At 41.1% G+C, this 15419-nt stretch carries 7 protein-coding genes; 3 read left to right on the top strand and 4 right to left on the bottom strand.

The annotated features are described in order from the left end of the window. Nucleotides 1-28: 28 nt before the first annotated feature. The 3 genes from RE474_RS13205 (at nucleotide 29) to RE474_RS13195 (ending at nucleotide 4492) form a co-directional block, all read left to right on the top strand. On the top strand, nucleotides 29-1549 hold the full coding sequence (locus tag RE474_RS13205) for a small ribosomal subunit Rsm22 family protein (protein WP_309310828.1): 1521 nt from the start codon (nucleotides 29-31) through the stop codon (nucleotides 1547-1549). 35 nt (nucleotides 1550-1584) lie between these two features. Then, a complete protein-coding gene (locus RE474_RS13200; protein WP_309310827.1) occupies nucleotides 1585-4038 on the top strand; it encodes a U32 family peptidase in 2454 nt (817 codons plus the stop codon). A 112-nt stretch (nucleotides 4039-4150) separates the two neighbouring features. Next, nucleotides 4151-4492, top strand: coding sequence for a hypothetical protein (locus tag RE474_RS13195; protein WP_309310826.1), 342 nt, complete (start codon nucleotides 4151-4153; stop codon nucleotides 4490-4492). Between the two features lie 43 nt (nucleotides 4493-4535). On the opposite strand, the gene RE474_RS13190 is transcribed toward RE474_RS13195, so the two are convergent. From RE474_RS13190 to cobN, 4 genes are all read right to left on the bottom strand, one after another. After that, a complete protein-coding gene (locus RE474_RS13190; protein ID WP_309310825.1) occupies nucleotides 4536-5333 on the bottom strand; it encodes a winged helix-turn-helix domain-containing protein in 798 nt (265 codons plus the stop codon). A gap of 255 nt (nucleotides 5334-5588) precedes the next feature. Further along, the gene (locus RE474_RS13185; RefSeq protein ID WP_309310824.1) at nucleotides 5589-5879 is read right to left on the bottom strand and encodes a winged helix-turn-helix domain-containing protein; all 291 of its coding nucleotides are present in this window, start codon (nucleotides 5877-5879) and stop codon (nucleotides 5589-5591) included. 99 nt (nucleotides 5880-5978) lie between these two features. Beyond that, complete coding sequence (locus RE474_RS13180) at nucleotides 5979-10268, bottom strand: cobaltochelatase subunit CobN (RefSeq protein WP_309310822.1); 4290 nt, start codon at nucleotides 10266-10268, stop codon at nucleotides 5979-5981. Nucleotides 10269-10408: 140 nt separating this feature from the next. Beyond that, entirely contained in the window at nucleotides 10409-15343 is a 4935-nt protein-coding gene (gene cobN, locus RE474_RS13175) for a cobaltochelatase subunit CobN (RefSeq protein ID WP_309310821.1), read from the bottom strand. Nucleotides 15344-15419 lie beyond the last annotated feature (76 nt).

Here is a 15419-nt window from a genome sequence, read left to right as displayed (position 1 = left end):
ATCATAGGTAACTGGCTATGATTCCATAATGTCAGACAGGGAGATTTTATCCACATTCAAATATGTTTCACGTATGAAACATGAATTCATGCTATCCGAATTAAGAGATTATCTGAAAGAAGAGACATCTCTTAAACAAATACACCAGACACTTATACCAGTTCTTTTCGATCTCGGCGTTGATATAATTCCAGAAAATGAAGATTATCATATTGTTCGTGCATCTCCCGCCACGCAGATGATACTCAGTGAGGACGAAATTAAAAAGAACGAACAGTTCTTTAAATCTGCTTCAGTTTCCCGAAAACTTGAACGTCTTATCGAGCAGTACATTGAGAAAAAAACAAGTAAAAGCTGGGACGATCTACAGACACTGGAAAATATCAGAAAAGCCATACGCATGCAGAAAGCAAGCTACTGGAACGAAAGCAGTTCCAGGAACATAAGTTATGAAAAAGGCTACAGCGTACTTGGCTATCTGGCATACCAGTTTCCAGTCTATTTTATACAATTCCAGTACCTGCTCTATGAAATGGCAAAGGACGGACTACTAAAGACCCGTATGAAAATACTTGATGTCGGAAGTGGCCCCGGTACAATCCCGTTGGCGCTTATCGATATGTACAATCGTCTGGATGACCATAAGGCCGAGATATATTCCGTTGAACTTTTCGATGAGAATGTAGAGGCTTATAATTTCCTGGTACCACAATATGCAGCTGTCAAATCTAATGTCACAGTAAAAGAGCCCATCAGGAGAGATGTATCAAAACTTGACATCGAAAAGCTGCCGGATAATATTGACCTCATGGTCTTTTCCAATGTACTGAATGAAATGAAAGACATGAGCCTTGAAGAGAAAGCCAGTCTTGTAAAAAGCATGGCTGAAAAACTCTCGCAGGATGGAAATATCATTATTATAGAACCTGCGGACAAGACAAATTCAACCGAGCTTCGCAGACTTACTATTATGCTGAAGAAAATGGGTGTAAGGATATACAGTCCCTGTACATTCCTGTGGTCAGGAGAATGCAGCCTTGAAAATTGCTGGAGTTTTGAGCAGAAAAAGGACATAAAAACTACAAGACTCATGGAAAAGCTTGCCGAGTGTGATGAACCATACCGCTACATCAATACCGACATCAAATACTCTTATGCAATACTTAGAAAGGACAAACTTGCAAAGCACTTTATTGATCTGTCTGCAAAATCAAGGTTTGCCCGCCTGTCACAAATTGAAAAACACAGCAAAAAGCGCATCAATGTTGTCTGTTCTGTTATGTCAGGTGACCTTGGGGATGAGAAGTATAAACTTTTCCGCGTATGTGACGGTACTTCAAAAAAGGCGGTCTATGCTGTTATCCCTACCCACAATCTTTCAGAGGATAACGAAGTTCTCACAAAAGTGCCATATGGCAGTATCATCAAGATATTCAATGTCCTTGTCAAATACAATGAACCAAACGATTCATATAACCTGCTTGTAGGAAAAGGTACTATTATAGAATCACAATATGATGATGGTAACGAACCAGACGATTACAACTGATCTAACTGATTTGCATGCATACTAATTATAATTCAATGAATTCAGTCTGCACGCCTCCTGAGGTACTGGCACCTGCCGGTGACCCTGAAGCTTTAAGAGCTGCCATTAAAGGAGGAGCAGATGCCGTTTACCTGGGAGTCGGAGAGTTCAATGCACGCCAGGGTGCAAAGAACTTTGCAATTGAAGAATTAAGAGAGAATATCGAACTTGCACACTCCTATGGAGTAAAAGTATTCCTGGCCCTCAATATCCCGCTTAAACAACACGAGATGCAGGAAGCCATTAATGTTGTGCACAAGGCATATTCCTACAAGATCGATGCCATTATTTTAGAGGATCTCGGTCTTTTCTTCCTGCTGAAAGAACATTTCCCTGATCTTCCGTTACATGCAAGCACCCAGATGACTATCCACAACCCGCAGGGTGTTGACTTCATTGCTAATGCAGGGGCTTCCAGGGTCATCCTTTCAAGGGAACTGACAACTGAGCAGGTTAAAAGCATAATTGACAAGACAAACATTGAAATCGAACTCTTTGTCCATGGTGCACTTTGTTATTCATTTTCAGGAAGATGTCTTTTCAGTACTGCTATAACTGACAGAAGTGCAAACCGTGGAGCATGTTTCCAGCCGTGCAGAAGACAATACAAGATGTCCGCAGACGGAAAGATAATTGACAGCAATATTGTGGGCGATTATCCGATAAGCTGTGCTGAACTCTGCACTTTCCCGGGTCTTTCAGACATAATTAAGACCGGTGTGAAAAGTCTTAAGATCGAAGGCAGGATGAAGAAGCCTGAATACGTGACCGCCAGTGCAAGAACATACAAGGCAGTTGCAGAGAAAGTTTGCAAAAGCGGGGAGAACTTCACAGGTGAAGAGCTTGAGGAAATGGAAACCGAGCTTGCAAAATTATTCTACCGAGGTTTTACAAGGGGATTTGTGCTTGGTGAGGAAGACGTGACACAGCGCAAATACAGTGCAAACTACGGTGCTTATCTTGGAAAAGTTGCAAACATCGTCAAATCCGAGGAAGAGGGAAGACTGACCATTGTACCTGAACAGGACATCAAGGTCAATGACGGTATAAGCATAAACACTAAAATAAGGATAATCGGCTGTCGTATTGATGGCATTCTTGTTGACGATAAGCCTGTTGAGATTGCACACAAAGGTGAAACTGCAACCCTGTTGATAAGTCCTAAAACAAGCAAGTCTGTCAGAAAGCATGATGAAGTATATGTTTCCATGGACCCGCAGATGCTTGAAAGACTGCATAATATGGACCTGATGACAACTCCTCTTACCATAACTATTCATGCACACAAAGGAGAAAAACTGAAGATCAACATCAAAAGCCGCAATCTTGAAACTGAAGCTGTTGGGGATTATGTTGTAGAAGAAGCAAAGAAAGCTCCCACAAGCAGAGAACAAATGATTACGGCACTTGGAAAACTTGGGGATACCACTTTCCATGCGGAAGATATAGTTCTGGATGTCGATGACAACATATTCATCCCTCTTGGAGCACTTTCAGGCACTAGAAGAGAAGCAGTTGACAAGCTTTTTGAATCACGTTTTGATATGCATGGACGTAACCGTCCTTGTCCTGATGTTTCCACAGGGTTTGACCGGAAAAAGAATGGCAAAAAAAGAACTGAACCGCTGCTGAGTGTTGAGGTTTCTGATATAGATTCTGTAATAGTCGCATCAAAATCAGGAGCAGATATTATCTATGCACCCATCTCTCTTTTCAGTGAAATGGTGAACGAGGACAATATTCTCAGGACAATGGGACTGAAAGAAAAGAATATTGAACTGGTTATCATGACACCTGCAATCTCTTTTGAAGAAGAAATGCCTGAATTAAAACAACTCATGCAGCAGGTCACTGATTTTGGATTCAAACTTGCGTGTTCCAATTATGGAACAGTGCAGCTTGCAAAAGAACTTGGAACCGGATTTGTAGCGCAGAAAGAGTTCAATCCCTTTAATGCCTGGACAGCAAATGCATTTGGAATATCCGGAGCTTATCGTGTTACCCTTTCAACCGAACTGAACCTTGAAGAAACCAAGGCTGTCTGCAGGAACACAAATCCTGACACTCAGATAGAAGTTTTGGCCTATGGACGTGAGCTTTTACTTGTTACAAAGAACGACCTTCTAAAACCTCTTATTCAGGACGGTACAATAGAAGAGAATAGTGAGATCCTATTGATAGATAGTATCAAGGGTTCATTCCCTGTCAAAAGGAAGGATGAACGTACGCTTATCTATAATTCCACTGTCCTTAATATGCTGGAAAAACTGGAAGAATTATCAGGAACGGGTGCCGATGTTTTAAGACTTGACCTCTCGCTTTATGAAAGGGATGATGTGAAGGATATCACCCGTAATTTCAGGAAAGCGTTTGATGGAAAACAAATTAAGCTTAAGAACACAAGAGAAGAGGAATATGATGAAGGACATTACTTCAAAGGTGTTCTTTAAATAATGATAGTTTAACATAAAAACCATGAGCACAATAAAGCTCATTAATTATAATATAGGATGTACCTAAAAAATACATACTGGACTAATTAAAAAACGATAGGTAATTACCATGGCAAGAGAACTTTCCCCCAGAGACATAGCAGTATTGAAGAAGGTAGCTCCTGAATGTGAAGGACTTGAATGTGCAGGTTCAAAGGCACCATACAAATCAATACTTCCTCCCCTTTCAAACCACTATGCAAAAAATGAAGAGGATTTTAAGACTAGAATCTCAGCTCTTGATGCAGATGATCTTGAGTATCTCCTTTCACTTATTAAAACAGGTGAAGAGAGCCTTGGATGTGTGCAGCCTCATTATATGACCATATTCCTTGAGATGATAGCCGAAAAGATGGGAAAAGAAAAAGCTCAGGAAATTATGGATATTTATACAATGTGGAACGAGTGTTGATTAAAATTTCATAATACCATACTTGTTTAATTAAATCGAATGATCAGATTTTGCTGAGCTTTTCAAAAAGCTCGGCCATTCCTTTTAATGTCATGTGGCCTTTTCTTGTGATCATATAGTCACCACGCTCACTTCTCTGGGTTATCATATCAGTATCTAAAAGCTTCTGTAGGTGGAACAGGAGATTACCACCTCTAAGACCTGTGCCTTTGGATATATCAGAAAAACTTCTGATGGATGAGTTCAGCAGGCGAAGAATGCAGAGTCTTTGCTTGTTGGCAAGCGGTTCACATATCTGGCTTACTATGTCATCAGAGATATTTTCGATATCCACAGAAACCAGAGAATATTGTTCCTCCACAGAAGATATACTAAATGACCTTATGAGATCCACCTGTTTTTCAAATATCCGGGTTGCATTTTCCAGGCAGTTGTCACAATTCTCAAAAACCGCCATTTCTTTAAGATCTTCAAATCTCTGTCTGAATTCTGCCAGAGATACCTCATTTATCCGGTCTTCCAGTAAAAGCAATGCCATTTCCTGAAGCAAACCTGAAAAAGCAGATTTACAGGAATCTCCATTCCCACAACTTGAATCGAGGCCAATTCCAAGATTCTCTTTTGTGTCAGCCAGCATGTACTGGATAACAGGTCTTGAAAATCCTCCCTTCATCTCCATGAAAAGAGCATCCGAATGTCTGTGACCGGATATCTCCAGTGCCCTGTTGACATCTTTTTTCAGGGATTTTATTTCAGACCTGAGGTTCCTGAACTCTTCCAGATAGATTTTTTCCATAACGCTATCCACGGCATTATCATCAGTGATTGCATTGCTACTCAAAAATATCCTTCCCTTTTGTAGCTTTGTACAATATGATAGTATGAAACTATATTAATCTATACTAACTTGATTGCCGGAAAGATAAAATTTGAGCTTTAAAAGTTCGTTGAGATGCACAACGGAAAAATCCGGGTTGAAAGTGAAGTTGGATAAGGAAGTACATTCATATTTTAATACGGATTGCTTTGAGAAATAATTGATTACTGATCATAGAACCTCTGATTTCAACCCTCGCCCCATTCAGGCGTATTCAATTTAGACGAGAAAACGGCGTTCAATAATATATAACTCCAATTCAGATAAGTTCTTGTTATCACTTTCTTTACTTTCGTGTTTGTTTATCAGTGATATAACATGACTTCTTCCCAAAATATTTCTTTCAACAAGGTTTGCATCTTCCAATATACGTACATGTTTTGAAACGCATGCGCTTGAAATATTCAACCCCTTTGAGATTTCTGCCAGATGCATGTCTTTTATAGAAAGAACTTCTAAGATTTTAGATTGGATCTCTTCGTTAATTTTCCTTTTGTCTTTAGTTACCACAGCGTTACCACCCACAGATATGAGTCAGAAAATACATAGCAATACATGTTAAATAAAAAAACAGGCACTTATTTCAAAGTGCCCGGAACAAATCTCTTATTATTTTCTCTTCACAAAACCAAAATACATAAATCCTACAGCACCAAGCACCAATACTGAAGCTATTATATCAGAACCAGTGAAACTAGTTGAACCTTCAGATTTGCTTGTAGTGCTTTCCTGAGTCATCTCATAACCTTCCACATAGTTGTCAGGTGTAGATTTTGCAGAATCCTGTACAGGTGTGTCATAATCCGTTCCTGCTCCTCCGGCCTCAGATGTCATGGTCTGGTTTGATGAACCTGCTGCCATGGCTCTCTGGACAGAATTAAGAGAGCTATCTGCTTTCTTTAATGAACTGGTGTCAGTCTGTTCCTGTGTCACAAAATCGTCCCTGAGGGTTGCATCGTACATCTGTTTCTTGTACGCATCTAAGACTTGCTGACTAACCATACCCATGTTACCCTGTACAAAATCGTCCAACAGCGGATTTCCACAGGTATGGTGACAGCATGTTGCACCATACTCTGCAACTGACTCCATGTATTCATTCACAAGATTGTTGACGGTATCCTCAGGTAGGTCAATATATCCTTTACGTACACCTTCCAGCATCCTGCCAGTAATGGACTGATAGGCTCCGGGGTTGTATTCATTGAAGAATTCCTTCATTTCGGAGTTAATGTAGGTGTTATACACGTTCTCCCACATACTATCGTCAACAAGATTAGGGTCGGAGACTTCCCATCCCCAGAGATTGTCCACAAATTCAGACATCATTCCTGCACCGGCATATTCAGACTCCATCATGCCTTCTATCCACTTATCATTGAGATACCTGGAACGCAGATTCGTGTTCAGATACTTTTGCATGGTGACCATTCCGCTGTTTTCAGAATCCCTTGTATCTGAAACATACATCTCTGGTGTCTTACCGGAAACATATCTGGTTGCAAGGTTAAGGCCACCGAAGTACTGGAAGAAGTCATCATTGTCCAGTGTATCATAGAGGTTGGATGAATCCGAATGTACCGAAGCATCAACGTTCATCAGGTTTTGTTTGAGAAGATCAGAACATTCCTGGCCCCAGAGTTCAGTACCATAGGCAAATCCCATCTTACTCAGGTAAAGCTCTCCTATCTGGGCTTCATCATCCCATGTACCACTTGCTTCTATAGCATTAGAAATACCTATTTCATAAGTACCATCCCTTACAGCGAAGCACCTCATTGTGGAAATAAGCTCAGCAGTTTCATTATCATAGCCAGCTTCAATCAATGCCTCTTTTATTGAAATCGTGCTCTCGTTCACATAGTTGGTATAGTTACCAGCCGGAGCAGTGTTGGCAAGTCTTACTGCCTCATCTATCATCTGGATCTTATCAGGGAATGCGTCTCTCATACCTGCAGTTGCATAGACCACATCGATACGAGGTCTGCCAGGGTAGTCACCGTAGCTTGGCATAAGCTCGGACTCGTTCATAAGTACAAGGCCGATGACTTGTTTTGAAGTGTCATCCCAAACTGGTTTGACTCCCAGCATGTAGAGCATCTCGGCTTCAAGTGTACCATGATCCCTTATGAATTCCACGCCGAACCTTGAGAAAGATACTTTCCTTGGATATTCTCCATATTTGTCATAGTAGTCCACAAGCAGATCCTGTGCCAGTTTTGATCCAAGCTCCCATGTGGTTGGAGATGGGTATAATCTTGAATCCACTCCATAGAAATTGCGGCCTGTGGGTACTGAATCGGTATTCTGTATCGGGTCCCTTCCGGGTCCAGGTGGTATGAAACCAGCATTCAGAGCATCCATAACCCGATCAAGTTCAGTTGCAGATGCGATAAGGTTGTCCCTGTGTATGATTCCATTTTCAAGTAAAGAAGTTACTGAAGAATCATTGAATCCATATACCATATCCTGTGCTATTGAAGGGGCTGTATTGTTGGTAACAACTTCCCATACAAGCCAGTCTATCTTTGTATCATTATATGGTATTCCCAGTGGATACTCAGTCGTGTCTGAATAGAAGGTGCTGAATATCAGATTTTCAAAGCTGCTTCCAAGCATTGATCTTACCATCACAGACATCTGATCATCAACTGGTCCGCTTTCATTCATAGGCGGAACTTCTCCGAGTACATGGAAACCATAGGGTATGTTCTCCTCGGAGATCTCTTCCAGATATTCATGAAGCACATTTTTAACAAAAAACTGGAACTGTGAATCATTTGTCCTGTAGAAATCTATCATGGATTCATTCACATCGAGGTCATTATCCAGATTGAGTTCCACCATCTGGTCAAGTATCGTTTCTCTGTAACCATTCCTCACTTCATCTGTAATTGCAGGGTCATAGTACACCTGGATGTTCGATGCAAGATCAGCCATCTCAGCATGCAGACCTCCGCGTTCAAGGGTTGGTGTGAGGTGGTCAATGATCAAAGCATTTCCACGATATTCTGCTGTAAGTCCTTCTCCTACGTTTGCTACGATATATGGATAGATGTTAGGCAGATCCTGTAGAAGTAATGGTGCCCAGTCAGATGTTCTGTTCATTCCATATGCAAGTCCTGGAAGCCATTCGTGTGTACCATGGGTACCAAGATGGATAATTGCATCCGGATTCCAGTCTTTGTTAAGCCAGAGGTAGAATGCAATGTACTGGTGTGTAGGAGGAACAACGGAGCTGTGGTACAGCACGTTATCATTCTGAGTAGAACCACGTGCAGGCTGTGGCATGAGCCATACGTTACCACATTGGACAGTTGGGATTACAATATATTTTCCAGTTTCATTTTCCCACATCATGAGTTTTTTGTCTTCAGGGAAATCATCTGCCCAGGGCTCTCCCCACTCATTTATTACATCGTCTTGAAGATTCTGAGGCAGCTCGTTCTCAAACCATTGCTGATATTCATCCATTGGAACAAGCTGCAGTCCCCATTCAGTTCGGTAGTTCACCATTTCTTCAAGGACACCAGATGCCCAGGAACCTACGTTTATTCCCTGCTCCATTATCATTTCCTGAAGAATTGTTTTGTTCTCAGGAACATTGTCAAGAGTGTATTCACTTTCATTCATCTTATTGAGCAGGTTCATCATACTGGCCATAGTATCCAGGTAACTTGCTCCTACGTTGTCTTTACCGGATGGATAGTTGTAATAGATAATACCTACCTTTTTGTCTGGATTATCCATGCGTTTAAGTTCCGCCCATTTGATGGCACGGTTAGCCATCCAATCGATCTGTGCATCATTTGGTTCGTACTCATAGACACCGTATTTGATCATCTTGCTCTGTCCAAGTACGATATATTCGAAGATACCGTCTATATTCGGACTGACTGTCTTTCTTACAGCTTCTTCGTTGGAGATGCCCCTGTTAGCATCTGCAGGGTCCCCGGAATCAGGGTCTGCAACCATGCCCTTCAGTACAGGAACATCAAGATTTGTGAGCTCTGTCAGGCCATATCCTTCATATGTGCTTACGTCCATTCCAAAGCTCTTGAGGGAGATCATGCATTGAACCAATGATTCTCCGCTTTCATCACAATAATATCCGCTCACATTTAGGAATGTATCAAAACCAGCTATAACATTACAGCCCTTGCTTTCAAGATCATATATAAGAGCGTCGACAACCTCTGTGTTACCATCTTTGTAATCTGATTTATGGAACCATATGCCGATCGTAGGTTTGGAAGGATCATATATGTGGTGTTCACCGTTAGATTCATTCTGGTACCATTCCAGATATTCTTCTGTGGTGTCAAACCAGTAAACATCATCATCCGGATGATAAAGGCCCTGTGGAAGCAGTACGGGAGGCTCACATTCCCAGCTATCTGTAAGTGCTGATTTGTTTCCATAGGTCTTTGCAAGGTATATTATGAAATTTTCAGCATTAACCCTCAGGAACTCTTCCTTCATCCCCATATTGAAGAAGTATTTCTCATCATCACTTCCGTAGGGTTCGCCTCCACTAAAATCGTAATCATATAGGGATGTGTCAATGTAACTTGCAATGTTCACAAGAGTAGTTCCTTCAGCCTTTGCCTTCTCCATCTCGTCGGAGAATTGTTCGTATTTAGAACCCCAAAGCATGTAGGTAAATATTATGTCCTGGTTACTGAGATCAATATCAGTTAGATTATCCTTTGTTGTAAAATACTGAACATTTATGCTTTCATTGTAGATGTTTGCATTTTTAGCATAATCAATCACTTCTGCATCATCATAGGTGATGATGGTGACGTTCACATCGTTTTCGTCTGCCGATACGATCGTTGTTGCTGATGCCAGCAACAATACACTTAATAGTATTACCAATATACTTCTTTCTTGCATGTTATCCCCCGATAACGTGTGTTGACACTCCCAATTCTTGCTTGGCGGCTTTTTGGGAGTGTCTTAATTGTTTCTCGTTCCTATACCCTGTTTAATTTTACAATTGTAAAAGCAGGCGCATAAATGCGCCTAAAAAGTTTTCATATCTTTCTCCTCTTCCAGAATCCAATGTAAATTGAACCTACTAATGTAACTACAAATCCCATTGCAAGAACATCAGAACCTGAGATCGGTGGACTGTTAGGTGAGGTGGCATCAGAAACACTCGACCGAGTCATTTCATAACCTTCTACATAGTCATCCGGAGTGGACTTTGAGCCTTCCTCCAGAGGTTGTACTGTGTTTACTCCGGCACCACCTGACTCAGATGTTGAGCTCTGGTTGGCTGCTGCTTGAGAAGCCATTGCCCTTTGGACAGAGTTGAGTGAATCAGAAGAAGTAGAAGTAGGAGTACTTACAGAAGTATCCTTTAACACAATACTGGAAGTAGTGGCTTCTTTCATAATTTCCAGATACTTGTCAAGTTCAGCCTGAGTCAATTCTCCTGCATCTACGAGTGCCTGTGCAATTCCTGTAATAAATTCCTGATTCAAAATGTTTCCACAAGTGTGATGACAGCATGTGGCTCCATTCTCAATGACTGATTTTATCTGCTGGGATACCAGATCATTAAGAGTATCATCTGAAGCGTCCCAACTTTCTTTTCTAATAGTTTCAGTCATCCTTGCAAGCATGGACTGGTATGCATATGGGTTATTTTCCTGCATCCAGCTGCTGAGCTCTGCATTACTCATGTAGGTATCATACACACTGTTCCAGACATCATCACTGATAAGATCCGGACTGAGCGCTTCCCATCCCCAGAGATTATCAATGAAGTCAGACATTGCAAGTGCACCTTCATAACCACTAAGCTGCATTCCTTCAATCCATGATGGATTCAGGTATCTAGCATACAGCTCGTTTGTGAGGTATGTTTGAAGTGTCTGAATCTCCGCATCATTGAGATCCTGCAGGTTCACCACATAAGTATCAGGTCCTGTACCCGTGATGTATTTGATAGCATTGTACAAGCCACCCATATACTGGTAGAAGTCATCAGTATCAAGGCAACCATATGTACTGGAACTTCTGCTATGGAATATTGCTGCAGTTCCGTTAAGATTGCTCTCAAAGACCACTGAATTATCGATATCAACTACACGACCGGTCTGCTGCTCGATGTATTCGGATATCGTCTGTCCCCATACATTTTCTCCGTAGACATAGCTCATCTTGCTGACATAGAGTTCTGCAAGTACACTGGTGTCATTCCAGGTGTCACTGGAATCAACTGCATTTGCCATTCCGGTACCATAAGCACCGTCAGCAGGACCGAAGACTCTGAACTGTGCTATGTCAAGTGAAAGGTTGCCATCTTCCAGTGTTTCATTCAGAACAAGCTGAATTGCATCCGTATTTTGAGTGACATAGTTATCATACTCGTCAGTTTCTCCCTGTTCATATGCAAGTCTAACCGCTTTATCGATCAGCTTAACCTTCATCGGGAATGTGTCCCTGTAAAGACCGGATATCTGTACAAGTACATCGATACGTGGTCTTCCAAGTTCTGATGAATTGATTACCACAACATCCTCAACTTCACTGTTATCAGCATTCCAGACAGGCTTGATTCCCATCATGTAGAGAAGTTGGGATTCCATCACTCCCTGATGACGTGTGGATTCTCCTGCCCAGAGTATGTATCCCACTTTAGTTGGATACTCACCGTTCTCAGCATAATATTCTGCAAGCCACTCGTCAACAAGTGCTTTACCCTGATTCCATGCCTCTTCGGTAGGTATGAGCTGCTCATCAAATGCATAGAAATTGCTACCTGACGGAAGCGTCTCGGAACGAAGTACCGGGTCACCGCCAAGGTTTGCACTGATGTATTCTCCATCCATTGCATTCAGTACCTGCTGTACTTCATTATCAGCCTCACCAAGTAATTCAGCGTAGTTTATGGAGGTATTAAGCTGTGAATCTATATCCGCATCTGCCTCAGAAATTCCAAGTATCTGTATCTGGGCTGCAGTTGTGGACATATTGTCCAGCAGTACCAGTGAAAGCAAGTCAGTGGATGCATTATCAGAACTATTGTAAACTGCAACAAGATCTGTGAACTCATCTCCAAGCATAGAATTGACCATTCCTACAAGAGCTTCTCCTTCAGGTGCTTCACCAAGGACGTGAAGACCGTATGGCATGGACTGACTCTTCAGTTCAGTGAGTATGTCATCCAGCTCTTCGAGGAATTCATCAATAGTAGTTTCATCCTCTGCAAGACTCATGTTGACCTGTGAATCCAGTCCAAGATCGAGTGTCAAATTTACTATACTCTGCAGATATGACTGTTTCAACTCGTCATTTTCAGTGCTCAGTGTCTGATAAGAAGTTATGTCATTGCTAAGGCTGCTGTAATTTCCGTAAAGACCGGCAGACACAACAGGTGGTATCAGGTGATCGATAATAATTGCATTGCCCCTGCGTTTTGCCTGCATACCTTCACCCATTCCATCCATTACATATGGATAGATGACAGGTATGTCACCGACCATAAGGGCAGGCCATTCATCACTCAACAGACAGAAGTCCTTTCCTGGTAGCCATTCAACTGTTCCGTGTCTCCCCATATTTACCATAACGTCAGCATCAAACTCGTGCTGTAACCAGAAATAGAATGCGATATACTGGTGATGTGGTGGGAGTTCTGTATCGTGATAGAGCACTTCATTATCCTGCAACCATCCCCTTGTTGGCTGTGGAGCAAGAATCACATTGTCACTGATATTGATCTTAGGGATAACGATAAACTTGTCACCATTTTCATCTGTGTACACCATTATCTCGCCAGGAGCTTCTCCCCACATATCAACTACTTCTTCCCTTCTCTCTTCTGGAAGTTCATTGAACCATGAAAGATAGGTGCTCTCAGGAATAAGCTCAACTTCACCGGTTTCAACAAGTGCTTCAAGTTCTCCCGGTGCCCAGGTACCGACATTTCTTCCCTGATAGACAATAAGATCTACAAGTTCAGTCTTGTTTGGTATCAGACTGCTGTTTATGTCATAGCCTTCGTCTGCCATTCCTTCGAGCAGGTTCACAATACTTGGCATGACCTCCAGATATGATGCTCCTATGTTGTCCTTTCCACCACCGTGGTTGTAGTAAAGAATGACAACTTTTTTGTCAGACTCATCCTCAGTTCCAAGTTCAGCCTGTGCAATTGTACGGTCAATTAGCCAGTCTATCTGATCATCGTGACCGATGTATTTCTCAACGGTAGTGTTGCCTTCTACAAAAGTCTCCAGTGCACCAATCATAATTGAATCTATGAGACCATCTGTTTCAGGACCATATATCCGGAGCATATTTGTTTCAGGTAAAGGTGTACTGGATTCAATCCATTCACTGGTATTCATGTAACCGTTGAGAACAGCGTTCATGACAGGAACACCAAGCGATTCGATGTCAAAGTAGTTACCACGGTAATTGAACGATACAACTGTATCAACCTTTGTTTCAGTACTGTGGTTAAAGTAATCATCAATAGTATTGGCAGAGTTTCCATAGCATGCAACTACATTTATTCCCCTGTTCTCAAACCCTTCTATGAGTTTGTCTATAGGATCCATGTCGTCAGGATAGTAAGAACCATAAAATGTAATACCTACTGTAGGTGCAATTACGTCAAAAACATGCCCATCTGACCTATTAGTGTACCAGCTAAAGTATTCATCGGCATCGTTTGTAAAATAATCAACTAGAGTTCCATTCATTGATGGATGATAAATAGCCCTCAGTAAACCAGTGGGATCTTCTACAGTTAAATCCGTACGGCCATAGTATTCCTGAGCCAAGTAAAATATTAAATTGTCTAAATTAGTGTTATCAAAGGAAGTTCCTGACCAGTAATCAGACAGAAGTTCTTTAAAGCTGGATTCGTCTTCATCTGCAGGAATTGTATAATTACTTTCAGGCAAATATGTATTTGAGCCAATTACCAATGCACCATTATCAATAGCTTCCTGAACAGCAGTTTCAAATTCAGATGCACTCTGAGTAACCATCACAATATAGATGATATCCATATTACTCAGACTAATATTATCTGGTAAGTTAGTGGTGATATACGAACTTACGGTTATGTTCAACTCAGAATTAGAATTGATCCTCTCTGTAAAATTTGCAAGTTCTTCCTCATATGAAGAATACCCTGTTATTATGGATACGTTCAGATGTGGAGCATTTGAGACCTCTTCAACTGAATCTCTTTTTGTAAGAAGGACTGAACATATTTTAGAATATTCCTTACCCATTCCTGACGAATAGTAATAAGTTCTTCCAGATATTGATGAAATCTTTGATTTAGAGATTAAGAGTGACTCCACTTCATCATGATCGACAGCTCCGCCACTATCAAGTGATACATTGAAATTTGAAATATCAGTTTCATTTACGCTTATGTCAAGTTCCTTATTGTAATAGGTGGTGCTTCCACTCTTGATTGTTTCATTAATAGCTACTATTGTGTAATTTCCTTCAGGAATATCATCAAGTGTGAAGTTTCCGTTTGCGTCACTTGTTGTACTTGCAACTACATATTCATTGGCATAAAGCAGTGCTATTGTACATATTTTTGAATATTCCTTACCCATTCCTGACGAATAGTAAAAAGTTCTTCCTGATATTGATGAAGTCTTTGATTTTGAAGCTAAAAGAGACTCCACTTCATCATGATCGACATCACCACCACTGTCGAGTGACACATTAAAATTCAAAATATCAGTTTCATTTACGCTTATGCCAAGTTCCTTATTGTAGTAAATAATGTTTCCTTTTTTGAGTGTCTCATTAATAGCAATTATTGTATAATTTCCCTGAGGAATAGCCTCAAATACAAAATTCCCATCTGCATCACTGGTCGTATTAGCGACCAGATAATATTCATTTTCTTCTGCCGATGCTGTTGTTGTTAGTGAAAGTAACAACAATAGACTTATGAATAATATTATTATTCTCTTTTCCTGCATGTTATCCCTCGATAACGTGCAGCATTTCGGCTACTTTGCTTGCAGGCTGTGCCGAAATGCTCCACCATGTTTTCAT

Origin of the sequence: Methanolobus sediminis, from assembly GCF_031312595.1 — an archaeon.
GTDB lineage: Archaea > Halobacteriota > Methanosarcinia > Methanosarcinales > Methanosarcinaceae > Methanolobus > Methanolobus sediminis.
This window is presented reverse-complemented; position numbering and strand designations above follow the sequence as displayed.